The organism is Candidatus Phyllobacterium onerii, assembly GCF_028331445.1.
GTDB lineage: Bacteria > Pseudomonadota > Alphaproteobacteria > Rhizobiales > Rhizobiaceae > Phyllobacterium > Phyllobacterium onerii.
In genome coordinates this window covers 1-23886 of the sequence record NZ_JAQMHX010000001.1, presented here as the reverse complement: position 1 = coordinate 23886, position 23886 = coordinate 1, and the positions used below count along the sequence as shown (strand labels likewise).

The 23886-nt window shown below is 58.5% G+C and carries 26 protein-coding genes and 1 pseudogene; 18 read left to right on the top strand and 9 right to left on the bottom strand.

The window, feature by feature from the left end:
* Positions 1–49 precede the first annotated feature (49 nt).
* Positions 50–1168, top strand: a complete 1119-nt coding sequence (gene dnaN, locus PHA01_RS00135) for a DNA polymerase III subunit beta (RefSeq protein WP_271892430.1) — start codon at positions 50–52, stop codon at positions 1166–1168.
* Between the two features lie 17 nt (positions 1169–1185).
* Positions 1186–2349, top strand: coding sequence for a DNA replication/repair protein RecF (gene recF, locus PHA01_RS00130; protein ID WP_271892428.1), 1164 nt, complete (start codon positions 1186–1188; stop codon positions 2347–2349).
* A 25-nt stretch (positions 2350–2374) separates the two neighbouring features.
* Here recF and PHA01_RS00125 read toward each other — a convergent pair whose 3' ends face one another.
* Together PHA01_RS00125 and PHA01_RS00120 are read right to left on the bottom strand one after the other, a co-directional pair.
* A complete protein-coding gene (locus PHA01_RS00125) occupies positions 2375–3529 on the bottom strand; it encodes an FUSC family protein (protein ID WP_271892426.1) in 1155 nt (384 codons plus the stop codon).
* A 26-nt stretch (positions 3530–3555) separates the two neighbouring features.
* On the bottom strand, positions 3556–4986 hold the full coding sequence (locus tag PHA01_RS00120) for a DUF1254 domain-containing protein (protein WP_417020881.1): 1431 nt from the start codon (positions 4984–4986) through the stop codon (positions 3556–3558).
* Between the two features lie 390 nt (positions 4987–5376).
* Between PHA01_RS00120 and PHA01_RS00115 the strand changes: the two genes are divergently transcribed.
* The gene (locus PHA01_RS00115) at positions 5377–7038 is read left to right on the top strand and encodes an L-lactate permease (protein WP_271892424.1); all 1662 of its coding nucleotides are present in this window, start codon (positions 5377–5379) and stop codon (positions 7036–7038) included.
* 52 nt (positions 7039–7090) lie between these two features.
* Here PHA01_RS00115 and PHA01_RS00110 read toward each other — a convergent pair whose 3' ends face one another.
* Complete coding sequence (locus PHA01_RS00110; protein ID WP_271892422.1) at positions 7091–7855, bottom strand: SDR family oxidoreductase; 765 nt, start codon at positions 7853–7855, stop codon at positions 7091–7093.
* 207 nt (positions 7856–8062) lie between these two features.
* Here PHA01_RS00110 and PHA01_RS00105 point away from each other — a divergent pair, with 207 nt between their 5' ends.
* Entirely contained in the window at positions 8063–8767 is a 705-nt protein-coding gene (locus tag PHA01_RS00105; RefSeq protein WP_271892420.1) for a glutathione S-transferase N-terminal domain-containing protein, read from the top strand.
* Between the two features lie 37 nt (positions 8768–8804).
* Here the strand turns inward: PHA01_RS00105 and PHA01_RS00100 are convergent, their stop codons facing one another.
* Positions 8805–9074, bottom strand: a complete 270-nt coding sequence (locus tag PHA01_RS00100; RefSeq protein ID WP_112526476.1) for an usg protein — start codon at positions 9072–9074, stop codon at positions 8805–8807.
* A gap of 105 nt (positions 9075–9179) precedes the next feature.
* On the opposite strand from PHA01_RS00100, the gene groL reads away from it, so the two are divergent.
* The gene (groL, locus tag PHA01_RS00095) at positions 9180–10805 is read left to right on the top strand and encodes a chaperonin GroEL (protein ID WP_271892417.1); all 1626 of its coding nucleotides are present in this window, start codon (positions 9180–9182) and stop codon (positions 10803–10805) included.
* Here groL and PHA01_RS00090 read toward each other — a convergent pair.
* Positions 10802–11845 carry an AraC family transcriptional regulator gene (locus PHA01_RS00090; RefSeq protein ID WP_271892414.1) on the bottom strand — a complete coding sequence of 348 codons (1044 nt, stop codon included), beginning with the start codon at positions 11843–11845 and terminating at the stop codon, positions 10802–10804. The two genes, groL and PHA01_RS00090, sit on opposite strands and share 4 nt — an antisense overlap.
* An 82-nt stretch (positions 11846–11927) precedes the next feature.
* Between PHA01_RS00090 and PHA01_RS00085 the strand changes: the two genes are divergently transcribed.
* From PHA01_RS00085 to PHA01_RS00050, 8 genes and pseudogenes are all read left to right on the top strand, one after another.
* Entirely contained in the window at positions 11928–12200 is a 273-nt protein-coding gene (locus PHA01_RS00085; RefSeq protein ID WP_271892413.1) for a DUF4242 domain-containing protein, read from the top strand.
* 67 nt (positions 12201–12267) lie between these two features.
* Positions 12268–12711, top strand: coding sequence for an SRPBCC family protein (locus PHA01_RS00080; protein WP_271892411.1), 444 nt, complete (start codon positions 12268–12270; stop codon positions 12709–12711).
* Positions 12701–13030 (top strand): ArsR/SmtB family transcription factor, encoded by a 330-nt coding sequence (locus PHA01_RS00075; protein ID WP_271892410.1) that lies wholly within the window; start codon positions 12701–12703, stop codon positions 13028–13030. The genes PHA01_RS00080 and PHA01_RS00075 overlap by 11 nt, the downstream gene beginning before the upstream one ends.
* Before the next feature lie 103 nt (positions 13031–13133).
* Positions 13134–13463 (top strand): ArsR/SmtB family transcription factor, encoded by a 330-nt coding sequence (locus PHA01_RS00070; RefSeq protein ID WP_271892408.1) that lies wholly within the window; start codon positions 13134–13136, stop codon positions 13461–13463.
* Complete coding sequence (locus tag PHA01_RS00065; protein ID WP_271892406.1) at positions 13460–13930, top strand: SRPBCC family protein; 471 nt, start codon at positions 13460–13462, stop codon at positions 13928–13930. Before PHA01_RS00070 ends, PHA01_RS00065 begins: the two co-directional genes overlap by 4 nt.
* A gap of 57 nt (positions 13931–13987) precedes the next feature.
* Entirely contained in the window at positions 13988–14749 is a 762-nt protein-coding gene (locus tag PHA01_RS00060) for a DUF899 domain-containing protein (RefSeq protein WP_271892405.1), read from the top strand.
* Between the two features lie 67 nt (positions 14750–14816).
* On the top strand, positions 14817–15230 hold the full coding sequence (locus PHA01_RS00055; protein ID WP_271892404.1) for a GFA family protein: 414 nt from the start codon (positions 14817–14819) through the stop codon (positions 15228–15230).
* Positions 15231–15334: 104 nt separating this feature from the next.
* Positions 15335–15627: pseudogene (locus PHA01_RS00050) on the top strand (GYD domain-containing protein).
* Between the two features lie 61 nt (positions 15628–15688).
* Here the strand turns inward: PHA01_RS00050 and PHA01_RS00045 are convergent.
* From PHA01_RS00045 to PHA01_RS00035, 3 genes are all read right to left on the bottom strand, one after another.
* On the bottom strand, positions 15689–16963 hold the full coding sequence (locus PHA01_RS00045) for a DUF2778 domain-containing protein (RefSeq protein ID WP_271892402.1): 1275 nt from the start codon (positions 16961–16963) through the stop codon (positions 15689–15691).
* 232 nt (positions 16964–17195) lie between these two features.
* Entirely contained in the window at positions 17196–17684 is a 489-nt protein-coding gene (locus tag PHA01_RS00040) for a RidA family protein (RefSeq protein WP_271892399.1), read from the bottom strand.
* A complete protein-coding gene (locus PHA01_RS00035) occupies positions 17678–18403 on the bottom strand; it encodes an SDR family NAD(P)-dependent oxidoreductase (RefSeq protein ID WP_271892396.1) in 726 nt (241 codons plus the stop codon). The genes PHA01_RS00040 and PHA01_RS00035 overlap by 7 nt, the downstream gene beginning before the upstream one ends.
* A gap of 124 nt (positions 18404–18527) precedes the next feature.
* On the opposite strand from PHA01_RS00035, the gene PHA01_RS00030 reads away from it, so the two are divergent.
* The 5 genes from PHA01_RS00030 to PHA01_RS00010 all read left to right on the top strand — a co-directional run bounded on the left by PHA01_RS00030 (position 18528) and on the right by PHA01_RS00010 (position 23153).
* The gene (locus PHA01_RS00030) at positions 18528–19430 is read left to right on the top strand and encodes a LysR family transcriptional regulator (protein WP_271892393.1); all 903 of its coding nucleotides are present in this window, start codon (positions 18528–18530) and stop codon (positions 19428–19430) included.
* A 167-nt stretch (positions 19431–19597) separates the two neighbouring features.
* Complete coding sequence (locus tag PHA01_RS00025) at positions 19598–20056, top strand: (2Fe-2S)-binding protein (protein ID WP_271892390.1); 459 nt, start codon at positions 19598–19600, stop codon at positions 20054–20056.
* A 4-nt stretch (positions 20057–20060) separates the two neighbouring features.
* A complete protein-coding gene (locus PHA01_RS00020) occupies positions 20061–22217 on the top strand; it encodes a xanthine dehydrogenase family protein molybdopterin-binding subunit (RefSeq protein WP_271892388.1) in 2157 nt (718 codons plus the stop codon).
* Between the two features lie 2 nt (positions 22218–22219).
* Positions 22220–22861, top strand: coding sequence for a multiheme c-type cytochrome (locus PHA01_RS00015; protein ID WP_271892386.1), 642 nt, complete (start codon positions 22220–22222; stop codon positions 22859–22861).
* A 100-nt stretch (positions 22862–22961) separates the two neighbouring features.
* A complete protein-coding gene (locus PHA01_RS00010) occupies positions 22962–23153 on the top strand; it encodes a hypothetical protein (RefSeq protein WP_262294323.1) in 192 nt (63 codons plus the stop codon).
* 135 nt (positions 23154–23288) lie between these two features.
* On the opposite strand, the gene PHA01_RS00005 is transcribed toward PHA01_RS00010, so the two are convergent.
* Positions 23289–23507 (bottom strand): hypervirulence associated TUDOR domain-containing protein, encoded by a 219-nt coding sequence (locus PHA01_RS00005; RefSeq protein ID WP_271892382.1) that lies wholly within the window; start codon positions 23505–23507, stop codon positions 23289–23291.
* Between the last annotated feature and the right edge of the window lie 379 nt (positions 23508–23886).

Here is a 23886-nt window from a genome sequence, read left to right as displayed (position 1 = left end):
AAACCCGCGGTGCTTTGGCTGGAATTGAAGTCAGCGAGACCGGTTTATCATGCGTGTAACTCTTGAACGTTCCAATCTTCTGAAGTCGCTCAACCATGTGCATCGAGTGGTCGAACGGCGCAACACCATTCCGATCCTGTCGAATGTTCTGTTGAACGCGGATGGCGCCAGCCTCGCCCTCAAGGCCACCGACCTCGATCTCGAAGTGACGGAAGCGACGGCGGCGCAGGTGGACCAGGCTGGCGCGACAACAGTTCCGGCGCATCTTCTTTACGATATCGTCCGCAAACTGCCTGACGGCGCGGAAGTCTTGCTTGCAACCAATACCGACGGCAATTCCATGGCGGTTACCTCGGGCCGGTCGAGCTTCCGCCTGCAGTGTCTGCCGCAATCGGATTTTCCCGAGCTTACAGCCGGCTCTTTCACGCACACATTCCGCATGCCAGCAACCGCGCTGAAAGGCTTGATCGACCGGACCCAATTCGCCATTTCCACCGAAGAGACACGCTATTATCTCAACGGCATCTATTTGCATGCCATCGAGAGCGAGGGCGTGTTGAAGTTGCGGGCAGTTGCCACTGACGGCCACCGCCTTGCCCGTGCCGAGCTTGAAGCCCCGTCGGGTGCTGAAGGCATGCCCGGCATCATCATTCCGCGCAAGACCGTCGCTGAACTGCAAAAACTTGTCGATGATCCGGATATCGTCGTGACCGTCGAACTCTCGGAGACGAAGATCCGCTTCACGATTGGCTCGGTCGTCCTCACCTCCAAGTTGATCGACGGCACCTTCCCTGACTACCAGCGCGTCATTCCCTCCGGCAATGACAAGAAGCTGACGATCGATCGCCAAAGCTTTGCTTCGGCTGTCGATCGCGTCTCGACGATTTCGAGCGAGCGCGGCCGGGCCGTCAAATTGACTATCGCTGATGGCCAGTTGACTCTCACCGTCAACAATCCTGATTCCGGCAGTGCCACGGACGAGCTTGCCGCGGATTATGATTCAGATCCGATCGAGATCGGCTTCAATGCCAAATATTTGCTCGACATTACGGCCCAGTTGACGGGATCTGAGGCGATCTTCATGCTGGCCGATGCAGGTTCGCCCACGCTGGTGCGCGATACGGGCGACGAAAATGCGCTTTATGTGCTCATGCCAATGCGGGTATAGCACCGCCAAGCACGCTGATGACCGATGATCCGAATAGGGACACGGGCAAACCGGCCCGCGTTTCGATTAGCCGGCTGAAGCTTGCCAATTTCCGCAATTATGAAAACCTGTCGCTGCGGCTGGCGCCTTCGCATGTGGTGCTGACCGGCGAGAACGGTGCGGGCAAGACCAATTTGCTCGAGGCGATTTCGTTCCTGTCGCCAGGCCGGGGTTTGCGCCGCGCAACCTATACCGATGTCACCCGCAACAATGCAGCCGACGGGTTTGCCATTCACGCCGCCATCGAAACAGCCGAGGGTACCGTCGAAGTCGGCACGGGGCTTGCCGGCAATGCGCCTGGCGACAATGCTCGGCGCGTCCGCATCAATGGCGTAACGGCGGCGGGCGCCGACGAACTCCTGGAATACTCCCGCATACTCTGGCTGGTTCCAGCCATGGATGGGTTGTTCACAGGCCCGGCCGCTGATCGCCGCCGCTTCCTTGACCGTATGGTCCTCGCCATTGACCCGGCGCACGGCAGGCGCGTCCTCGACTACGAGAAAGCAATGCGCAGCCGTAACCGCTTGCTTACGGAAGAGCGCGGCAACGATGCCTGGCTCGATGCGATCGAGACGCCGATGGCCGAGCTTGGCATCGCTATTGCGGCAGCGCGAGCCGAGCTCATGCGCCTGATCAATGGTATGATCGAGCGCTTGCCCGATAACACCCCCTTCCCCAAAGCCGATTGCCTGCTCGAAGGCGAACTCGAGCAGCGTATCGGTATCGAAGCGGCAACCGATGTGGAAGAGACGTTTCGGCGTGCTCTGCATGACGGACGAAGCCGTGATCGTGCCGCAGGGCGCACGCTCGATGGCCCGCATCGCTCCGATCTGCTCGTCCGCCATCGGCCAAAGGCGATGCCGGCGGAACTCTGTTCGACCGGCGAGCAGAAGGCATTGCTCATCGGCCTCATTCTTTCCCATGCGCGGTTGACGGGCGAACTTGCTGGCATGGCGCCAATCCTTCTTCTGGACGAGATCGCCGCGCATCTGGATGAGGGCCGAAGGGCGGCGTTATTTGACATCATAGAAGAACTTGGCGGCCAAGCGTTCATGACCGGTACGGACAAGGCCCTGTTCAGAAGCCTGGAAGGACGAGCTCAGTTCTTTGATGTTTCGCACGGTGCGGTAGTACCGGGCTGAGCATATCAAAAGACGGTCGATACGATCATTCCGTTGGTTCATGAGTTGGCGGTGGTTGCACTTTCCGGGAGTCGTGACCAAGCACAAAGTGCGACAGGATCAATACCGGCTCAAGAATGACAATGCCGATCAGGATTCCCGCCAATCGGTCGATGCCTGGATCGACGACGGCATTGGAATAGCTATCCGGCACCAGCACCACGAGGAAAGCCAAAACGAACTGTGTGCCGATATAGCTGGTTGCCGCGTTACCGTTTTCGATATGCCGCCCCACCAGAACGCCGAGGCATACGGCCAGCGTCATGAGCACCGGTGAGTGGTGACTTCCTAAAAGGATTGCAATCGCCAACAGACCGCCGGCACTGCAGCCGACGAAGCGAAGCGCGAGCTTGGAGGTCACTGGATTGAGCGGGTCTGCGCCAAGGCTCGCCACCGGAATCATCATTACCGCCATGATTGTCACACTTGATTGCGCCAGCGATGGGATGCCCATCCACGCCCATATCCAAGGGATGAACGCCAGAGCGATCGCCGCCTCGACCGAATGCCTGACTGCGCCCGAATGCCAGAGGGACGAATGCCGTACTGCGGTCTGCACGGCAGTTTCGCCGCCTTGCACATTCAACCTGCGCCGAACGAAAAATGTCGAGGCGGCACTCACCAGAACGCAAGCGACGGTGCCCGCGACGATCTCAAGAAGGCGCGATTGCGCAAAGGGCAGCACGCTCTCCGTTGGATGTTTCATACCTTCGATGACGATCATGCAGAATGTGAGCCCTGTGAACAACCAGGCGTAACTGCGCCGGCCAACCAGTGCGAAATAGAGGGTGACGCCGCCGAATACAGCTAGCGCGACGCTCATGACCGCAGGTGACTTAACGGCCATCGGTGCGACCAGCAGCGCCACAGCGGCGCCAGCTGCAGTCCCGACCAGACGCAGAATTCCGCGCATCAGGCTCTGCGATACATGCGAGCGCATGACCATATAGCCGCTGAACGCCGCCCAGCCGACATTCTGAGCCCCAAGTGCATGGGCAAAGACGATGGCGAGCAAGACCGATATCACGCACTCGAACTCGTCGATCATGCGCGGTCCAGGATGATGTATCGAGCGCAACTCGCCAATAAGTGCCGGCCACAGACCGGGGATATCACGAAAAATGCGCTGGACGTAACTCATGCCAGACTATTAGCAGAACCTTCGCGCTATTGCGCAATGACCTGTTGAAGCACCGGAACCATCACCACCGGGGGCGGATTCCATTTCCCTGTCAGCGCGTCCATTTCCGGCCCGTAAAGCCTCATGGTCAGGTTGAACGGTCCCGCCGGTGCAGGCAGCCAGTTGGCCTCCTTATCCTTGCCAGGGCTCTTTTCCTGGAAGTGGATATCAAGCGAACCATCGGCATTGTACTCAAACGGCATCCAACTGCTTACGGCGAACCGATTGATGCCGTTGGCAACCTGGAAGCCCTGATGATCATAAAGCGTAATGGACCAGAACGCCTTGACTGGCGGAAGCGACGTCTTATCGAAATGAATTGTGTAATTGTTCGCTCCGTTCAGCGGGCTGCCCTTTTCGTCGCCGAGATTGAGCGGGTAGATGGCGTCTTCAGGAAGATTGGCGCCGAGCCCTACCTGCGCGACGATGGCACGCTTCAGATAGTAATTGCCGTAGACACCCATTGTGTCGGTATTCATCGACCAATTGTTCGCGACCCGGGCCAAGGTCGCCATCTTCCATTCCATCAGTTTGCTCGCCTCCGCCGGCACACCTTCGAGCGCCTTGGCGACGGCGGGATCGAGCTTGGCAATGTCGAAGCTCTGACCGGGCTCTATGCCGATCCGTCTCATCTGGGCGATGATGGGCTGATCGGTCAGGTGGGGCGGATTGATTTTCAGGATGTCTGCGGCTCGCGCGAAAAATTCACCGGCCGACATTCCGTCCACAGTGGCCTTCGGCGATGTCTTCATGTCAACTGCCGGGTCGATCGTGACTTTGACCGGCTCCGGCGTTTTGCCCCATTGCGACAGCGGCGTTACCTTGTAGCCGGCCTGTATCTTGTGGACAGCATCATAGTCCGGCGGGCCGTCGGTCTTGGTGCGCCCGATTATCCAGACGAAGGGTGTCGGCGCGTCTATACGCTGCGTTCCCTCGGGCAATTCTCCGCCCTCCCACTTTGGTGGAACGAGAGCAAAATCGGCTTTGGCGGTGCCCGTCGTCCGCCAGCCGGGTGAGGCAAAGACGTCCGACCACATGTCGAGCATTGGCAGCAGATAAAACCGCCCATTCGTGTCCGGAACCGAAACAATCATCGGCTCCTTGCTCATGTCCACCCAAGCAACGGAATATAGCGTGTCGAAATTGACGCGAACGACGTCGCGCATATCGGCTGTCGGGAATTCCGGCACGTTGGTGAACTGATTGGCCGGACCACGTCCCATCACCTTGCCAGCTTCGATATTGGTGGCCTGTTTACGAGTGACGTCCATTGTGACCAACGGATAAAAATACACATAGGCGTCCAAGCCTATGGAGTGCGCTTCCTGCTCGGTAATGGCATCGGCGGCGCTATGCGGCACGGCCGACGCACTGAACAAAATCATACAGGTGATAAGTGTGAACAGTTTTGCCTTCATGATTGTACCCCCGTTTTAAAAAGGCCATTTTTGCTTGATCGGCTGGCGAGTGCGAGCAACTTGGATTTCAATTGTTCATGGCTGCAGGCAAAGGCGATCAGCTAGGCACCGGGTCAGTTTGCAATATGTGGGCGGCGCGCGCTGAAGTCAGCGGATATTTTGTCCGACAAGCGTTGTCCGGCAGCATACAAAGAAACAAGTACGTTACTGTAACACTGCCGCCGAGGTTGGGTCGACTGACCTTGGAACAACGAGCGGCTTTCCAGAAATTTGCTTCATTTTGGTGAGACTTATCAAAAGGTTTCTCGCCACTATCCCTTGCATTCTCCGCTCAGCGCGTCACAAATAGGAGAATCTGACACATATACTAGTATGGTGGAGCACGCTGCTATGTGGAATCAGGTCTATAATCCCTTCGACAATGCTGTTCTTTCGACACTGGCCGCGGCGATACCCGTCGTGGCCCTGTTAGCTATGATCGCCTCCAACAAGGTCAAGGTGCACATAGCGGCAATTATTGCACTTGTTCTGGCAAATCTGGTGGCGATCTTCATCTTCACCATGCCTGCCGGATTATCGATCCGCGCATCGTTGCTCGGTGTAGTCACCGGCTTCTTTCCAATCGGCTGGATCGTCCTCAACGTTATTTTTCTTTATCGCCTCACGGTGGAGCGGGGCGTATTCGAAACGCTGCAGAATACGATTGGCGGCGTAACCCGCGACCGCCGCCTGCAGATCCTGCTCATCGCGTTTTCGTTCGGCGCGTTCTTCGAAGGTGCTTCCGGGTTCGGTACACCAGTTGCGGTTACCGCCGCGATCCTGATCGGCCTCGGATTTTCGCCGCTCGCAGCGTCTGGCCTTTCCCTGATCGCCAACACCGCGCCCGTTGCCTATGGTGCGTTGGGCACGCCCATCGCCGGTCTGTCGAGCGTTACCGGCATCGACCCCTTCCTCCTCGGCGCCATGGTAGGGCGCCAGTTGCCGTTCTTCTCGCTTATCGTGCCATTCTGGGTCGTCTGGGCGTTTGCCGGATACAGGGGCATGAAGGAAGTCTGGCCGGCAATACTCGTGACCGGCGTTTCCTTTGCCGTGCCGCAGTTCTTGATCTCCAACTTCGTTAATCCATGGATCGTCGATATCGGCGCATCGCTCATCTCGATGGCATGCCTCATCGGGTTCCTGCGCATCTGGCAACCGCAGGTCATCTGGACATCCGCCAAGTTGCGCATCCGCGATGATTCCGCCAGCCAGGTTCCCCAATTGAAAGCCTCGAAACGCGAGCCGACGAGAGCTGAAGTCTGGGCCTCGCTGACACCATGGATCATCGTTTGCGCTGTCCTGCTTCTCTGGGGGACAGACTGGTTCAAGGGAATGGTCAATCCATGGGCAACGCTGAGCTTCGAGGTACCTGGCCTGAACAATATGATAGCCAAGGTTGCTCCGATTGCCGCTACCCCGACCCCGGAAAAGGCTGTCTTTGCCTTCACGTGGTTGTCCTATACGGGTTCTGGCATGCTCATTGCCGCAATAATCTCCGGCTTCATCATGGGCTACTCGCCGCTGGAATTGATCCGCAGTTATGGGCGGACCCTCAAGCTCTGCGCCTATTCCCTCATCACCATCTCGGCCATGCTGGCGATCGGGACACTTACCCGGCTCTCGGGCATCGACGCTACACTCGGCTTGGCCTTTGCGGCAACAGGCGTGCTCTACCCGTTCTTTGGGACATTGCTTGGCTGGCTCGGCGTGGCGCTGACGGGCTCGGATACGGCTTCGAACGTGCTCTTCGGCAATCTGCAGAAAATTACATCGGAACAGCTCGGCCTGTCACCCATTCTCATGGCTGCCGCCAACTCCTCTGGCGGCGTCATGGGCAAGATGATCGACGCACAGTCCATCGTCGTCGCCTCGACGGCTACCAACTGGTACGGGCACGAAGGCACGATCCTGCGCTTCGTCTTCAAGCATTCGATTGTATTGGCGTGTCTCGTAGGCATCCTGGTGATGCTGCAGGCTTACGTCTTTACCTGGATGATCGTCACACCACCCTGATCTGGACAATAGCAGCTCAATAAAACAAGGGGGCCACAAGCCCCCTTCCTTATCAGGTCCGGGTAATTGAAACGCCGCCATCCGCCAGTGATGCCGTTCCCGTTACAAATGATGCGTCGTCCGATGCGAGATACAGTACCGATCGCGCCAGTTCCTCCGACGTGGCGACGCGCTTCAAGGCATGCAGGTTGGTGATGAATCCCTGCTTTTCAGCCGTATCATTCATTTCACGGTACATATCCGTATCGACTGCACCCGGCAGAATGGCATTAACCCGTATACCCTGTGGACCGTATTCAGCCGCAAGCGCCTGTGTCAGCCCTATTAGGCCGGCCTTGCTCGCCGCATAGGCGGCAACGCCCGGAAAGGCAAAACTGTAGCCGACAAAGGTCGAGGTGAAGATAACCGAACCGCTGCCATGTTTGACCATTTCGCCAATCTGGTGTTTCGCGCCGAGAAATGACCCGGTGAGGTTGATTGCGATGGCATCATTCCAGCCAGCCTCGGATACACCTGTGCTTGGCCCGGCTTCGCCCAGCGTGCCGGCGTTGTTGAAGGCGATATCAAGCTTGCCATACCGCTCGACGGCCAGCGCAACCAATGCCTTCGCGTATTCTTCGGAGCGCACGTCCCCGGCCAGGGCGGCGGCTTCACCGCCATCGGCTTCGATTTCTGCGACCAGCGCATCGAGTTCTTCCCTGCGGCGCGCAGCCACAACCAGCTTGGCGCCTTCTTGCGCAAAAAGTTTCGTTGTCGCGCGGCCAATGCCGGCGCTGGCGCCGGTTACGATTGCAACTTTTCCAGATAGGCGATCCATTTTGATTCTCCAGTTGGGCGGGAACGGCGGCGTTCCGTTGCTGCCATAGATATCGTGTTGCACGTCTGTTCGGATAAGTCAGCGAATGCCGGAACGCGGATTTCGCATAAAGCACACAATCTCGATAAAATGCTGGCGTGCAAGCTGATTCATTCCCATGTTACCGTCATCCAAAGAATCACCCCCCATTCAGATTATGGAGTTTTCATGCCTGATCTATCCGCCTTCCCTATTGCCAAACGATGGCCGGCAGAACACCCAGACCGCCTGCAACTCTATTCGTTTCCGACACCGAACGGTGTGAAGGTTTCAATCGCCCTCGAAGAACTTGGGCTTCCCTACGAGGCACATGCGGTAGATATAGGCAAAAATGAGAGCTGGACATCCGAATTCCTGTCGTTGAACCCGAACGGCAAGATTCCTGCGATTGTTGATCCAAACGGACCCGGCGGAAAGCCTCTGGGTCTGTTCGAGTCTGGCGCCATTCTGATTTACCTTGCGGAGAAGACTGGCATGCTCATGCCAACTGACCCGGCACTGCGTTATGAAACTATCCAGTGGGTGTTTTTCCAGATGGCGGCAATCGGCCCAATGTTCGGTCAGGTCGGTTTTTTCTATAAATTTGCAGGCCGGGAATACGAGGACAAACGGCCGCTGGCGCGCTACCGGGACGAGTCGAAACGTCTCTTGGGCGTGCTTGAAACGCGGCTTGATGGCCGTGACTGGATCATGGGCGACTACAGCATCGCAGACATTTCAATGCTTGGCTGGGTTCGCAATCTCGTTGGTTTCTATGGCGCTCGCGATATCGTAGAGTTCGACAGCCTGAAACGCGTGCCCGCATGGCTGGAGCGTGGCCTCGCGCGACCGGCGGTGCAGCGCGGACTCGATATTCCAAAGCGACCCAGCTAACGCGGAAGACCCCGACTCACGTCGAATTTGGCAGGTCTCAGTGGATGGAGATAATCCCGTCCACAGCCCGCCATTCGCGCGGCTCGATCAGGCGCTGGTGAACGATGCGAATTGAGTGGAGTGGCCCCTCGAGGTCTTTTTGCCAGAAATCAAGAAAGCCTTTCAATTCCGGGAAGTTCGGCGCAAGATCGTATTCTTGCCATATGTAAAGCTGAAGAAATTTGGGGTAGTCGGGAAGACGATAATGTATTTCGGCCGTGGTCAGGCCATAGCCCTTCAACTGAAGTTCGAATGCTCTGCCGCTCATGATATCATCCTTATGGAACAACTCATGTATTGCAGTGAATCTTGCCAGATTCTGTATTGCTTTCAAGGGGAAAATAAAGCCCCACGAACCAGGGAGTGAACGACGATGGCTGCAAAAGAAGTCAAATTCGGCTCTGAGGCTCGCGATCGAATGCTGCAGGGCGTCGACATCCTCGCCAATGCCGTCAAGGTTACGCTAGGACCCAAGGGCCGCAACGTCGTCATAGAGAAGTCCTATGGCGCGCCGCGGATCACCAAGGACGGCGTAACGGTCGCCAAGGAAATCGAACTCGAGGACAAGTTCGAGAATATGGGCGCGCAGATGCTGCGCGAGGTCGCATCGAGAACCAGCGATGTTGCCGGGGATGGCACGACGACGGCGACAGTGCTTGCCCAGGCGATAGTCCGTGAAGGCGCCAAGGCCGAAGCGGCCGGCATGAACCCGATGGATCTGAAGCGCGGAATCGACATTGCAGTTGCGGCAATTGTCGAGGAACTGAAGCGCAACGCCCGCAAGATTTCGAACAATTCCGAAATCGCGCAGGTCGGCACCATTTCTGCCAATGGTGATACGGAAATCGGACAATATCTGGCCGATGCCATGGGAAAGGTCGGGCACGAAGGCGTCATCACCGTTGAGGAAGCCAAGACGGCCGATACCGAACTCGAAATCGTCGAGGGCATGCAGTTCGACCGCGGTTACCTCTCCCCATACTTCGTCACCAATCAGGAGAAAATGCGGGTCGATTTTGAGGATCCCTATATCCTCATCCACGAAAAAAAGCTCTCCAATCTCCAGGCTATGCTTCCTATCCTCGAAGCAGTCATGCAATCCGGCAGATCACTGCTCATCATAGCCGAAGATATCGAGGGCGAAGCTCTGGCTACCCTCATCGTCAACAAGTTGCGCGGTGGTCTGAAAGTCGCCGCCGTCAAGGCCCCAGGATTTGGTGACCGCCGCAAGGCCATGCTTGAGGATATCGCAATCCTCACCGGAGGAACGGCGATCAGCGAGGATTTGGGGATCAAGCTTGAAGGCGTGACACTTGAAATGTTGGGCAAGGCCAAAAAGGTGGTGATCGACAAGGAGACCACGACGATTGTCGATGGTGCTGGCTCGAAGGCGGACATCCAAGTGCGCGTCGCCCAGATCAAGGCGCAGATCGAAGACACTACATCCGACTATGACCGCGAGAAACTGCAGGAACGCCTGGCAAAACTCTCCGGAGGTGTTGCGGTTATTCGCGTCGGTGGTTCAACGGAAGTCGAAGTCAGGGAGAGGAAGGACCGCGTCGATGACGCCCTGCATGCGACGCGAGCAGCCGTCGAAGAGGGCGTCCTTCCAGGCGGTGGCGTAGCGCTCTTGCGTGCAGCCAAGGCACTTGACGGGCTACAGGGTGCAAATGCCGATCAGCGTGTTGGTATCGATATCGTACGCCGTGCCACCGAGGCGCCGGTTCGTCAGATTGCCGAGAACGCGGGTGCCGAGGGATCGCTCATCGTCGGCAAGCTGCGCGAGAATGCCAATTTCTCTTTCGGCTGGAATGCCCAGACGGGAGAATACGGCAATCTTTTCGACATGGGCGTCATCGACCCCGTCAAGGTTGTCCGAAGCGCGCTGCAGGGTGCTGCGTCCGTCGCCGGCCTGCTGGTGACGACCGAGGCCATGATTGCCGAACGCTCGAAGAAAGATGCGGTGCCGTTGCCACCAAGCGCAGCAATGGATTACTAAGCGCTGTAGAATGCAGCGGATTGCATTCCATTCGCTTCGCGCCATTGCCCTGGCGAGCGGCCGAGGTATCGCCGGAACGCCCGGCTGAATGCCTCTTCGGACCCGTAGCCTGCCTGTTCGGCAACCGCAGCGAGAGTCAGGCGCGTTGCCCGAAGCAAGCCCGCCGCCCGCTGCATGCGCCATTCGGCCAGATAGTGAATTGGCGGTTGGCCAAGCAGATTGCGAAACCGCTCGTCAAGAACCGAACGCGATGTGGCGGCGGCGCGGGCGAGGGTTTCAACCGTCCACTTGCGCGCGGGCTCTGCATGCAAGAACGCCAGGGCACGCCCGACCACGGGGTCGCTGATTGCCGCCAGCCAACCGGTATCGGGTGGGGTCTGCTCACAGTAGAGCCTGAGCGCCTCCATCAGTAGCAATTCGGGCAAGCGCGCCCTTAGTGTTGCGCCGCCCTGGCGCGAATGCATGCTTTCGTCGAGCGCATACGTTACGCAAGCCTGCATCCATTCCTTTGCTGGACCAGGCGTTGGCCTGACACGAAAAATCGGCGGCAGGCGGCGTAGAAACGAATTGAATAGGAGTTCTTCGCAACGGAGATAGCCGCAGACGATGCCCGTCCTCTGGCCGCCTCCGTCCAATCGGCAGAAAGGCACGCCCTCCCATGGCGGCGGTGGCAGCAGATCTGCGATTGTAACCGGCTTGGCTGGCTCGGCACTTCCCATCAGATGACGGTGCGCATGCGGCAGCACGACTATGTCCCCCGCCTCTGCTTCGACACGCTCGCCGCCAGCACTAACCCACACACTTCCTTCATTGATAATGTGAAACAGGATCAGACGTTCCGCCCCTGGCGCAAGCAATGCGACGAGGTCCGCAGCGTCGGGTGAATCCAGCGACCACGGCGCTGAGTATTCGCCGCGCAGGAACATGGCACCGGCAAGCCTGACATGCGAAAGCACATCCGACAGCAGATCCGCCTTGTCCGTCACGAGTGGCGATGGCGGCGTTTCAGTCATTGGCTCCGGCGTTTTGATCATGGTCATTCGCGCGCATGAAGCAGATGCTCCCCGTCCCTCGCGAGGTAAAATCGCACTGCGCGGGTAAATGGTCAACAAGGAGGTTAGAATGCCAAAATTTGTAATCGAGCGCGACATGCCGGGTGTCGGCAAGCTGACACAGCCGGACCTCAAGGGCGCCTCGCAGACATCCTGCGCAGTGCTCCGCGATCTCGGAACAGATATCCAGTGGATCCACAGCTATGTAACGGATGACAAGATTTATTGTGTGTATCAATCGACCAGTGAGGAACTGATCCGCGAGCATGCCAAAAAAGCCGGCTTCCCGGCTAACAAGATCTCGCAGGTGCGCAACATCATCGAGCCAGCCACGGCCGAATAACACGCTACTTTTGGGTTGCACTTTGTGACTGACGTGGCATAGTAAGGGCAACCCGGAGGTTGCCCTTATGTCTGATCGTATCGAAAAAAGCGTTGAGTTGAATGCGCCGGTCGAGCGGGTCTGGCGCGCGTTGACAGATCATGTTGAGTTTGGTGAATGGTTTCGCGTCAAGCTCGAAGCACCGTTCAAGCCCGGCGAAGTTGCCAGGGGCCGGATCACCTATCCCGGCTACGAGCACCTCAAATGGGAGGTGACGATAAAGACGATGGACGAGCCTCGGCTCTTTTCCTTTACCTGGCATCCTTATGCGGTCGAACCCGGATTCGACTACTCCAAAGAACCGCCAACGCTGGTCGAATTCAAACTCAAGCCCAAGGGCAAAGGCACAAAGCTGACTATTGTCGAATCCGGTTTCGATGGCTTGCCGGCGCAGCGTCGACCGGATGCCATGCGGATGAATGAAGGCGGCTGGGCCGAGCAGATCAAGAACATCAAAAAGCATGTTGATTGAAGCGACTGGGCGCGATACCGCGTCACTTTTTGCAGCCTTGGGCGACCGCACCCGCCTGTCATTGCTGACGAAGCTCAGCGACGGGAAAACACGTTCGATCGCCGGACTGTCCGCCGGTACGGATCTGACCCGTCAGGCCGTCACCAAGCATCTGCGCGTTCTCGAAGAGGCGGGGCTGGTCATAAGCAGCAAGGTTGGACGGGAAAGCCAGTTCGCATTCCGGCCCGAGCCTATCGACGAGATCCGCGCCTATCTTGACAGCGTCTCGCAACAATGGGGCGACGCCCTTTCGCGTCTTCAAGCTTTTGTAGAAACGTAAGCATTTACTTACCTAGTGCGCTTGACATGGAATGACGCGCATCATCAACAGGCATAAAATCATTAGTGTTGACTAATCAATGAGTATCTACTAATGTATTTTCATGATTGAAGCCACCGCCATCGACGCTGTCCTGCGCACGCTTGCTGACCCCACCCGGCGAGCCATATTCGAGCGGGTCGTCAGTTCCGACGAGATTACCGTCGTGGAGTTGACACGGGGTAGCAGCGTGACACAGGGCGCCATCTCCCAACATCTCAAGTCGCTGAAACAGGCCGGTTTGGTCGCCGAACGCCCTGAGGGTCGCAACGTCTATTATCGCGCCCAGCCCGAGGGCCTTGTGCCGCTTGCCGACTGGATGAGCCATTATGGCGTCTTCTGGCGCGAACGCTTTGCAAATCTCAAAACGCTCCTGAAGGAGATCGATCCATGAAAGACGCCGCACCGAAGTCCGACACGCAAGACATCGTGGTCGACGAGGTCTTGCCGCATGCGCCGGAGACAATCTGGAACGCTTTGACACAAGGCGAACTGATTACTCGCTGGCTTGGTATGCCGACAAGCGGGTTCGAGCCTGTCGTGGGCAAGCGCTTCACATTCAAAACGACGCCGGCCGGCGCGTGGGACGGTTTCATCCAATGCCAGGTGTTGGAGGCAGTGCCGAATGAACGGCTCGTTTATACCTGGCAAGGCGGGCATGAGGGAAATGTCGGCTATGGCTCGCGCTTGGAAACTGTGGTCACGTGGGTTCTTTCCAAGGCCGAAAATGGCACCCGCCTTCGCCTTGTTCATTCAGGTTTCGTGCTGCCGCAGAACGATACGGCTTTCAGGAACATGAGTTCAGGCTGGAAGAAGGTCGTTCCCGGTATCGGCGCCATCGCGGGGGAAAAACTGCGCTGAGGCAACGATCGATTGCACCAAACGTTGGAGAGGCATCTCAACTCGCAGGAGGTAGTTATGAAGAATCCAGTCGTTTCGCGCGAAGAGTGGCTTGCAGCCCGGCTTGCGCTGCTCGAGGAGGAAAAGCAGCTGACGCGCCGCAGTGACGAGATCGCACGGCGAAGGCAGGCTCTGCCATGGGTCAAAATCGACAAGGACTATCAATTCGAAACAGAGGAAGGCCGTGCGTCGCTGGCAGATCTCTTCAAAGGGCGCTCGCAACTGCTGATCTATCACTTCATGTTCGGGCCCGACTACAAAGCGGGATGTCCTTCCTGTTCGGCGATCGCCGATGGCTTTAATGGCTCCGTTGTGCACCTCGCCAATCACGATGTAACGCTCATCGCGGTGTCGCGGGCGCCGCTTGCCAAGTTGCAGGCATTCAAACAGCGTATGGGGTGGACTTTCCCCTGGGCATCATCATTCGGCAGCGACTTCAACCCGGACTTCCATGTCACATTCACCGAAGAGCAACAGCGCAAAGGCACTATCGAATACAACTACGTGCACGAGGAGCTCCCACCATCCGGCGAGGTTGTGTCTGAAGGGGCCAAGGAATTTGCGAGCATGGCAGGTACAGACCCAGCTTCATACGCACGCGAGAGGCCGGGCATAAGTGCATTCGTGCTCGAAGACGGCATCGTTTATCACACCTATTCCGCCTATGCGCGCGGGGTCGACGGCATCTGGGCCATGTATCAATGGCTCGACCGCGCACCCAAGGGACGAAACGAAAAAGACGACGTCTGGTGGCGTCGCCACGACGAATACAACAACTGAGCAAAGTTCGTGCCTGTGGCGGTAGCGCGGGCACGGCCGATCCCAGAATTCATCAAAGGAGCTTAGAATGAGCCAGGCCTACACGGGCGGATGCGCATGCGGCGCGATCCGTTATCAAATTTCCGCCGAACCGGTTGTCATGCTCGATTGCCAGTGCCGCCAATGCCAGCATGAAAGCGGCACCGGCCACGCCTCCCATCTGACCTTCCCGCGTGCCGGGGTAAAGGTTGAAGGAGAAGCGACGCTCTGGAACGCGACTGGCGATAACGGAACTGTCAAATCCCGCGCATTCTGTCCTACCTGTGGATCGCCGGTCTATATGACATTTCCAGATATGCCGGACTATTTCGTCGTGCGTGCGGGGAGCCTCGATGATCCTGGTCGATACAGGCCACAGTTGGTTTCCTGGGCCGCCGCCGGGTACGCATGGGACCACCTCGACCCAGCCCTGCCGAAATTCGAAAAGATGCCGCCGACATAACGGTTTGATTGTTGGCCAACAGCAACAGGCGTATAGTCGCTGCAGGCGGAGGGCGGATCAGTTCGCGGCCTCCGGCGTGAGCCGGGCCGCGCGGGAGGTTTGCCATGACCACTTACGTAATGTTGATCAACTGGACCGAGCTTGGCGTAAAAAATATACGCGATTCGCCGGCAAGGCTCGATCAGCCAGAAAGCTGCTCGGCGAGATGGGCGGTTCCTTCAAGGAATTCTATCTCACCATGGGAGAATACGATATGGTCGTCATCGGCGAGGCGTCCGATGATGCCGTCATGGCGCGGTTTGCTCTTTCCCTTGGCATGAAAGGCAATGTGCGCACGAAGACCCTGAAGGCCTTCCCCGAAGCAGCCTATCGCGAGATCATCGCCTCACTCGGCTAGAGCAATTCCAGGAAAAGTGGGAACCGGTTTTCCGTCCGGGATTGCGAAGGATGCATGTAGATTATCTGGAGGCGATACGCGACGACCCGCCGGGCATGCGCGCGACCACGACAAGCTGCGTGACCTCGCCCCGTTTGAAGGCGGCGAGGAAGCGGCGATAGTCCTTGAAGGACACACAGCCGTTAGAATCCCCGCGCGGCCCGAGCATATAGGTATGCGCCAGAAGCCCGTCGCGCCCGAAGATCTTGCCCGGTTCGACAGGGTTCAGCCTGATTGCCTGGACGCCATGGAAAAGCTGCTCGCGCATCGTGAGATTATAGGTGTGCGGCGGCGTGGCGCCACGCATCCTCTTGTGGACATAGCGCGGATTGTCGAGCATCGGCCCGAGGCCGGAATGCGCTTCCAGCCGCTCGCCATTCGGCATGTAGACGGTTTTCGCCTCGATACTGTAGATCGCAGTGCGGCTGCGTGAAGCAAACAGCGGCGCTGGCCTGTAGCTCGGCGCATTGTCCTGAATGGCATTGTCCTGCGGAGCATAGGCCAGCATTTGCGGAGCGGCTCGCTTCAAGGCCTTCGTCGAAGGCAAGAGCACACCGTCTGCCGGCCGGCGCGGCCTTATCCCAGGTAGCGGCACCGCAGCGATATCATCCTCGGCGGCCGGTTCCTCCTCGGCGAGCACGAGGCTGAACGGCCCCTGCGGCGAGGTTCCGACCGGCGGTGGCGCGTCCTGCAAGGCAGCCACTGCAATTGCTGGCGCTGGCGCTGGCGCTGAGGGCGCAGCAACAGGTGGCTCTGCGTCAAACGCGGTGTATGTCTGGATCGAGGCGACTTGCGTCGTATCGATGCCGGAAGCGCGGGCGCCAAAGGCATCTTCGGCCAAGGGTCCGGCCCGCACCACATCAAAACGCGCACCGAAAGACTCGGCGGCCAAAGGATGATGCACGGCCGCCACCACTTTGGACTTTGGCTGCGCGATGACGCTGATCTCTCCGGTCGGCAAGATCACCGAACCTTCGTCCATGATGCTGACCTGCCAGGCCGTGTGTTTCAGCTCCGGCACGCGCGGGAATTTCGAGGTTTTGGGTAAAGTATCTAAAGAACTGACGAGCGCGATGGAAGGCGCCGAAAACGCCCGCTCTGCCTGACTGAAGGCGCCGCTACCCGCGGCATGGGAGCCGAAAGCGCCTTGCATGGTTGCTACCGCGGCGAGCGCGCCAAGCGAAGCCACGGCACTGACGCCCGCAAGCAAGCTAGCGGACAGCAACCGTCGGCCACGAAAACGGCCCCTCTCGCCAGAAGGCGCAAAGCCCTTGGCGGATCTGACTGCAAACCCCATGATACACGCAACCCACGCTTGGACACCAACGCGTCAGCCTGCGCAAAACCCTATTCCCGTGGCAAAACTGAGGCCACGAGACGTAAAACCTGGCTCACGCCATCATGCTGACTTTATGGACAATGAAGAATGTTGGTTACCAACCCGTTTATGCCGCGACGAATGTTTGAATGAATTTCGGCAAGGAGAGCAGCGGGAGCAGCCCACCACTCCCTCGTGGTGGGCACCCCATTCAAGCCTCGACTTCGACGACGAGTTCAATCTCGATCGGCAGACCGAGGGGCAGGCTGGCAACGCCGAGCACGACGCGGCCGGAGAGTTTATCCTCTCCGAAGACCTTCAGCAGAAGCTCGGACGCTCCGTCCGCGACTTTCGGATGGTCTCTGAAATCGCCTTCGGTGGCGATATAGACGCCAAGCTTCGCGACGGTCTTTACCTTGTCGAGTGAGCCAAGATGCTCTCGCATGGCCGACAGTGCGCTCAGCGTCGCCGCTTCCGCGGCCTTGCGGCCGTCCTCGGCGGTGAGTTCACCGCCAACCCGTCCGATGAACTGGGGCTTGCGGTCGATGACGGGCAGCATTCCGCTGAAGAAGACGAGGTTGCCGATCGTCACGGCCTCCAGATAGGCGCCGAACGGCGTCGGCGGTGGTGGAAGCGTGATGCCCAATTCCTGCAGCCGCTGTTCTGCCCCGGCTGCCGATGCTTTCGCGTGGTTTACCATTTGCCCAGATGTGCGCCGCCATCGACGTGCAGCACCTCCCCGGTTATGTGCGGAGCTTCCGTCAGGAAGACGACCGCATCGACGATTTCCTTGACGGTGGAAATGCTCGCCATCGGCGACAGGGTCCGAAGGAAGTCCTTCGGATTGTCCTTGTGCAAGGGCGTGTCGACCACGCCGGGAGCGACAGTGTTAACCCGGATACCATCGCTTGCATATTCCATTGCGATGTTCTTGGAGATCGCGTCGATCCCGCCCTTGGTCATCATGGGGACCGAGGCGGAAAGGCCGGCAATCGGATGATCGATCAACGGCGTCGTGATGCTGACGATGCTGCCGCCGGACTTCTGCGCCAGCATTTGCCTTACGGCCCGTTGGGTCAGGTGGATGAAGCCTTCGAGATTGGTCGAGGACAGCTTCCTGAAATCGTCCATCGTATAGTCGATGAACGGCTTGGTGTAGAAGATGCCGGCATTGTTGACCAAGGCATCGATCGAGCCGAACCGGCTGATTGCGGTCTCTGCGACGCGCCTTGCTGTTTCGGGGTCACCGATGTCGCCATCGACGACAGCGATCTGATCTGAAGCCCGGAAAGCATCTGACGAGGTTACCTGGCGAGACGTCGCGACGACATTGTAGCCACGCTCGGCAAAGGCGTTGACGATGCCTGCGCCGATACCCTGGGAGGCGCCTGTGACGATAACAGTTTTAGGTGTTGGCATTTTAGTCTCCATCGGTTGCTAGCGCAGCAATTGCGCTTGTTGACGATGAATATGGCCGAGACCCCATTGCGTGATTAGATGGAAATATCTGGAATCTATTTTCCATCTATGCAAAAATCCTGTCATGACGGATTTGAACGATATCGCGGTTTTCGTGAAGGTTGCGCAGTTCGAAAGCTTCAGCCGCGCCGCCCGCTCGCTCGGGATGCCGGTATCGACCGTCAGCCGCAAGGTCTCTGCTCTCGAAGACCAGCTCGGGGTCACCTTGATCCAGCGCACAACCCGCAAACTGACGCTGACGCTACAGGGTCGTGCCTACTACAGTCAGTGCAGCGAGCCTCTCAGCGACCTGTTCGATGCCGAGCAGGTTCTGACCCAAACGCAAAAACAGCCGGAGGGCCTGCTGAAAATCTCGGTGCCCGTGCTCATGGGGCAGGAACCATTTTATGAGTTTCTCTCTGCTTTCCTGAAAAGACACTCGCGCATCGAGGTCGACCTCTTCATCACAAACCTCTTCGTCGATCTGATTGCGGAGAATGTCGACGTCGGCATTCGCTTCGGAGAGCTGCGCGATTCAACCATCGTCACGCAAAGGATCGGCAAAAGCGTCCGCTATGTCGTCGCGGCACCGGACTATCTCGAAGGCCGGACCACCCCGGAAAAACCGGACGATTTGAAGGACCATCGGTGCATCCTGCTCAACGGCCGTAACAACGAGGCGGAATGGCATCTGGTCAACGGCCGTAGATCCCTCAAGCAGCATGTGTCAGGACCGCTATCGAGCAGGGATTTCCAGTCGGTCGCCGCGTTCACCTATCGTGGCCACGGGATCGGCCTTTTGCCGTCGACCTATTGCGACGAACAGATAAAGCGCGGCGAACTCATCCGCCTGCTGCCGGACTGGTCATCGCCGGAGATCTTCGTGCATGCGGTCTATCCGACCCGCCGGTATCTGCCGGCAAAACTGCTGGTCTTTCTCGATGAGCTGAAGTCGTGGAAGAGCCCACTGTGGATTCCATTGCACTGACAGCCATGTAGTCTGGCCAGTAGCATACATCGAACTACTTAGAGAGACCGACCACAGCAAAGTAAAAATTCAGGCATCCGAGCTCAAAGCTTGCCGTTATGAATGATCTCGGCTACTTTTAGTAACTGCTGCAAGTTAGTCGGGGACGGCTGTCAGCCGGGTTTCACATGTCACATAATCTTATGGTCAATGGCAATGACTATGCCGTCGATGTGGATGACGACATTCCGCTTCTATGGGTTCTTCGCGACACCATAGGTCTTACCGGCACGAAATTCGGCTGTGGCATTGCCATGTGCGGTGCCTGCACGGTGCATGTGGATGGTATGCCGATGCGGTCGTGCGTCATGCCGGTCGCAGAGGCGGTAGGCAAGACCGTCACCACGATCGAGGCGATTGGCGATACTGCCGAAGGCGCGCGAATACAGAAGGCCTGGCTCGACATCGATGTCGTCCAGTGCGGTTACTGTCAGTCCGGACAGATCATGTCCGCGACTGCCCTCCTTGCTGCCAATCCATCGCCGAGCGACGACGATATTGACGCGGTCATGGCGGGAAACATCTGTCGGTGCGGCACGTATCCGCGCATTCGGGCGGCCATCAAGCAGGCGGCGAAGGCGGGGTGATGCGATGTCCATTCACGACAAAGTCAACGTTTCCGTCTCACGCCGCCACTTCCTCATCGGCGCATCGCTAACAGGAGCTGGCCTCGTTTTCGGGTTGCGGCCGTCGATGTCTTCAGCTGCCGCAGCGGGGTTTGAACCAAACCCCTTCATTCGCATTCCTGCCGATGGCAAAATTATTCTCATCATGCCAGCCGCGGAGATGGGGCAAGGCATCTATACGTCGATAGCGATGCTGCTCGCCGAAGAACTGGAAGTCCCCCTCGACCAGGTAGCGCTGGAGCATGCACCCGCCGATCCTGCCCGTTACGCAAACCCGTTGCTGGGCGACCAGATCACCGGCGGTTCACTCTCCATTCGCGGCGTTTACGAGCAGATGCGCAAGGCCGGTGCCAGCGCCCGCATGGTGCTGATCAACACCGCAGCGCGCGGCTGGGACGTTGCGCCGGATACGTGCACGGCCGAGGCCGGGGAGGTCGTTCACGCCGCAAGCGGACGCACCGCGGCCTATGGCAGCCTCATTCGGGCCGCTGCAGCCGAGACCGTTCCACAGGACGTGCCACTGAAACCTGCAACGAGCTTCAAGGTTATCGGCCAGGCCATCCGGCGCCTTGATAGCCCGCAGAAAGTGAATGGCACTGCAAAATTCGGCATCGACGCCCGTCCGGAAGGCGTGTCCTACGCCGCAATCGCGATTTGTCCGCACTTCGGCGGCAAGCTGCGCAGCGTCGACAACAAGCCGGCAATGGCGATCAAGGGCGTCAAGCAGGTGGTCCGCATCGAGGACGCGGTTGCGGTCGTGGCCGATAATACAGGTGCCGCCCGCAAGGGGCTTGCGGCGCTTTCCATCGAGTGGGATCCGGGTCCGAGCGGCGATCTCACCTCGGCCGAGCTTGAGAAGCGCGTGGAGGGTGCGACGAACGATGGCAAGGCACTGCCTCATATAAATGAAGGCGATGTCGTCAAGGCCGAGGCCGAACACGGGCCGGTCCATGAATTCGTCTACCGGATGCCGATCCTCACACACTCGGCAATGGAGCCGATGAACTGCACCCTTCACGTTCGCAAGGACGGCTGCGACGTGTGGACCGGCACGCAGGTGGCGGGGCGTGCGCGGCAGGCCGTAGCGGACGTCACGGGCCTGCCTTTGGACAAGGTGATGGTTCACAACCAGCTTCTCGGTGGCGGTTTCGGCCGAAGGCTCGACGTCGACGGCGTCATTCTGGCGGCGAAGATCGCAAAACAGGTGGATGGCCCGGTGAAGATCACCTGGAGCCGCGAGGAAGACATCCGCCACGACTGTTATCGCTATCTGAATTACAGCAAGGTCACCGCGACGCTCGGCCCGGACGGCATGCCCGTCTCATGGCGTCACCGCGTGATCGGTCCCGCCGTCATGGCACGCTGGCTGCCGGCCTTTACCAAGGATGGCATCGATCTCGACATCATGGGCGGCGCAGAGTCGTCCTACGCGATCCCGAACAAATTTACCGAGTTCGTGCGCCATGAAGCCCCAGACGGAATGTTGACGGGCAACTGGCGCGGCGTCGGCGCCACGCGCAACATCTTTCCGATCGAAGGCAGCATCGACGAACTGGCCAGCGCCGCGAAGATCGACCCACTCGAGTACCGCAAGCGTCTGCTCCAGCATAAGCCGCGTCTCCTTGCCGCTCTTGAGCTGGCCGCCGAAAAGGCCGGCTGGTCAAATGCCCTGCCCCAGGGCAAAGGACGGGGCATCGCCCTTTCGGAGGATTTCGGCAGCTTTGCCGCAATGATCTCTGAAGTCAGCGTCAGCGACGACGGAAAACCCAAGGTCGAGCGCATCGTCTGCGCAGTCGACTGTGGCCAGGTTGTCAATCCTGACACGGTGGACGCCCAGATATTGAGCGGCATCGTCTATGGGCTCAGTGCTGCACTCTACGGACGCATCACCGTCCAGAACGGAGCCGTTGTCGAGAGCAACTTCGACGACTCCCCCGTGTTGCGCATCCATGAGACACCGAAGATCGAGGTCTACATCGTTCCGAGTTCGGAAGCGCCAGGCGGCATAGGCGAGGTCGGCACGCCCGGCGTCGCCCCGTCGCTGTTCAACGCGATCTTTGCGGCGACGGGCAAGCGGCTGCGGTCGCTGCCGATCGACCAGCACGAATTCCAGAGGGTGTGATCATGGCCATGCGTTTTGCCGCCATCGCGATCGCATCCATTCTCGCGACAGCCGGAACATTTGTCGTTCTTGGACCCTTGCAAGGCAACGCCGAAACACCGAGTGCCGGGGCGCTCAAGGCGGTCTCCGATTTCGATGCGATAACGGACACCAGCGCACGCTCGAAGGCCATCTTCGAAGAGGCAAGCCGCGTCCTGACGCATCCGCGCTGCATCAACTGTCACCCGGCGACCCGCAGCCCGACGCAGGGCGAAGACAAGCATCCGCACGTACCGTTGATGATCGCCAGCAACAGCTCGATGGGCCCGCTAGGCGTTTCATGCAACGCCTGCCACGGCGCGGAAAACCGTCCGATCGTCGGAAGCCGCATGAAATCCATCCCAGGCAACGCCCACTGGCAATTGGCTCCGGCGAGCATGGCCTGGCAAGGGCTGACGGTCAGCGAAATATGCCAGCAGGTGAAGGATCCGGACCGGAACGGTAATCGCTCCCACGAGGATCTCATAAAACATATGGGCGAGGATCATCTGGTTGGCTGGGCGTGGCACCCGGGCGATGGACGGACCGCCCCTCCCGGATCGCAGGAGACATTCGCCGCGCTGATCGCCGCCTGGGTCAAGACCGGAGCCGACTGTCCCGATTGATCAACCGCGTCCGGCCGGACCCAACAAAACTGTGATTTTGCCGAAATAGAATTAGCGGTTACGCTGCCAGCGCATCACAGAAAAGCTCAGGAGTTAGACGATGAAGACAATCCTCGTACTTGCCGCTGCTTTCGGTCTTACCGTGTCGGCCGCCTCGGCCGATTGTGCGGGACATAATAGTGCCTCGGTCGATAAAGAAACGACGACGGCAAGTATTTCGCAAGACCAGACACCCATTCCGGCTGAGAACCAATCAGTCAAACAGGAAAAGCCCCAACAGGAAGCCGAATAATCCGAGCTTTCAGGGGATTTGATCGGCGATTGGTGAGCTGAGCTCCCTCGCCAGTAAAGTTGCGCGTGCGCCCCGTGTGGCGGTGCCCACTGGCAAACCACATCCCTCATGGTGAGCTTGTCGAACCACGCACAGCTATTTCGCGGCCCTGAGTTCCGAGGCGCTCTTCAGGACCCTCCCGCCATCATCCTGCTCGATCATATAGGCGGGTTCTTCGTTCGAAGCCTTGCGCGTCACCTCGACGCCCTTGATCCTCCGCGTCACCGATTTGGTGAACGTCTCGACGACCTTGCCAGCGCCAACGCCCTTGGCCCAGTTCCATTCAACACGCGCGCCTTTGTGGTAGTGTGTCATGGGGGTGGGTTCCGTCTTGGGACTAGGACAAGAATTGTTGGCGGCGAAAGAAAGGTTCCGACAATGCGAGTTTCGTTTGAATTACACAACACTCTGCTTGGTGCGAAGTGCTACCACCTTTCCGTCATCCTCGGGTTTAACCCGAGGACCCACTCAAGAGGCCTCACCGTTGATCCCGTTGATTCGCAATGTCCATCACTGACCAACGATTTAACTGGAATGCCTCGGTTGCACCGAACCACTGCACTCCCTTGCTATGAGTCCTCTTGTCAAGCCCGAGGATTGTTTGTTTGGGATGAGGTATTTTGTTGATGCGGCTGCGGGCTCATTCACAGCCCGCAGCCGCTGCGGCAAGCGACCGTCCGAGGTTTGGGCAACA

Excerpts from the sequence above, each read along its gene's own strand:
- PHA01_RS00010 (WP_262294323.1), top strand. The coding sequence starts at position 22,962 with ATGAAGACAATCCTCGTACTTGCCGCTGCTTTCGGTCTTACCGTGTCG.
- PHA01_RS00060 (WP_271892405.1), top strand. The coding sequence starts at position 13,988 with ATGAAGAATCCAGTCGTTTCGCGCGAAGAGTGGCTTGCAGCCCGGCTT.
- PHA01_RS00085 (WP_271892413.1), top strand. The coding sequence starts at position 11,928 with ATGCCAAAATTTGTAATCGAGCGCGACATGCCGGGTGTCGGCAAGCTG.
- PHA01_RS00120 (WP_417020881.1), bottom strand. The coding sequence starts at position 4,986 with ATGAAGGCAAAACTGTTCACACTTATCACCTGTATGATTTTGTTCAGT.
- PHA01_RS00055 (WP_271892404.1), top strand. The coding sequence starts at position 14,817 with ATGAGCCAGGCCTACACGGGCGGATGCGCATGCGGCGCGATCCGTTAT.
- PHA01_RS00020 (WP_271892388.1), top strand. The coding sequence starts at position 20,061 with ATGTCCATTCACGACAAAGTCAACGTTTCCGTCTCACGCCGCCACTTC.
- PHA01_RS00065 (WP_271892406.1), top strand. The coding sequence starts at position 13,460 with ATGAAAGACGCCGCACCGAAGTCCGACACGCAAGACATCGTGGTCGAC.
- recF (WP_271892428.1), top strand. The coding sequence starts at position 1,186 with ATGACCGATGATCCGAATAGGGACACGGGCAAACCGGCCCGCGTTTCG.
- PHA01_RS00030 (WP_271892393.1), top strand. The coding sequence starts at position 18,528 with ATGACGGATTTGAACGATATCGCGGTTTTCGTGAAGGTTGCGCAGTTC.
- groL (WP_271892417.1), top strand. The coding sequence starts at position 9,180 with ATGGCTGCAAAAGAAGTCAAATTCGGCTCTGAGGCTCGCGATCGAATG.
- PHA01_RS00075 (WP_271892410.1), top strand. The coding sequence starts at position 12,701 with ATGTTGATTGAAGCGACTGGGCGCGATACCGCGTCACTTTTTGCAGCC.
- dnaN (WP_271892430.1), top strand. The coding sequence starts at position 50 with ATGCGTGTAACTCTTGAACGTTCCAATCTTCTGAAGTCGCTCAACCAT.
- PHA01_RS00110 (WP_271892422.1), bottom strand. The coding sequence starts at position 7,855 with ATGGATCGCCTATCTGGAAAAGTTGCAATCGTAACCGGCGCCAGCGCC.
- PHA01_RS00045 (WP_271892402.1), bottom strand. The coding sequence starts at position 16,963 with ATGGGGTTTGCAGTCAGATCCGCCAAGGGCTTTGCGCCTTCTGGCGAG.
- PHA01_RS00115 (WP_271892424.1), top strand. The coding sequence starts at position 5,377 with ATGTGGAATCAGGTCTATAATCCCTTCGACAATGCTGTTCTTTCGACA.
- PHA01_RS00080 (WP_271892411.1), top strand. The coding sequence starts at position 12,268 with ATGTCTGATCGTATCGAAAAAAGCGTTGAGTTGAATGCGCCGGTCGAG.
- PHA01_RS00125 (WP_271892426.1), bottom strand. The coding sequence starts at position 3,529 with ATGAGTTACGTCCAGCGCATTTTTCGTGATATCCCCGGTCTGTGGCCG.
- PHA01_RS00100 (WP_112526476.1), bottom strand. The coding sequence starts at position 9,074 with ATGAGCGGCAGAGCATTCGAACTTCAGTTGAAGGGCTATGGCCTGACC.
- PHA01_RS00070 (WP_271892408.1), top strand. The coding sequence starts at position 13,134 with ATGATTGAAGCCACCGCCATCGACGCTGTCCTGCGCACGCTTGCTGAC.
- PHA01_RS00040 (WP_271892399.1), bottom strand. The coding sequence starts at position 17,684 with ATGGTAAACCACGCGAAAGCATCGGCAGCCGGGGCAGAACAGCGGCTG.
- PHA01_RS00025 (WP_271892390.1), top strand. The coding sequence starts at position 19,598 with ATGTCACATAATCTTATGGTCAATGGCAATGACTATGCCGTCGATGTG.
- PHA01_RS00090 (WP_271892414.1), bottom strand. The coding sequence starts at position 11,845 with ATGACCATGATCAAAACGCCGGAGCCAATGACTGAAACGCCGCCATCG.
- PHA01_RS00015 (WP_271892386.1), top strand. The coding sequence starts at position 22,220 with ATGGCCATGCGTTTTGCCGCCATCGCGATCGCATCCATTCTCGCGACA.
- PHA01_RS00005 (WP_271892382.1), bottom strand. The coding sequence starts at position 23,507 with ATGACACACTACCACAAAGGCGCGCGTGTTGAATGGAACTGGGCCAAG.
- PHA01_RS00105 (WP_271892420.1), top strand. The coding sequence starts at position 8,063 with ATGCCTGATCTATCCGCCTTCCCTATTGCCAAACGATGGCCGGCAGAA.
- PHA01_RS00035 (WP_271892396.1), bottom strand. The coding sequence starts at position 18,403 with ATGCCAACACCTAAAACTGTTATCGTCACAGGCGCCTCCCAGGGTATC.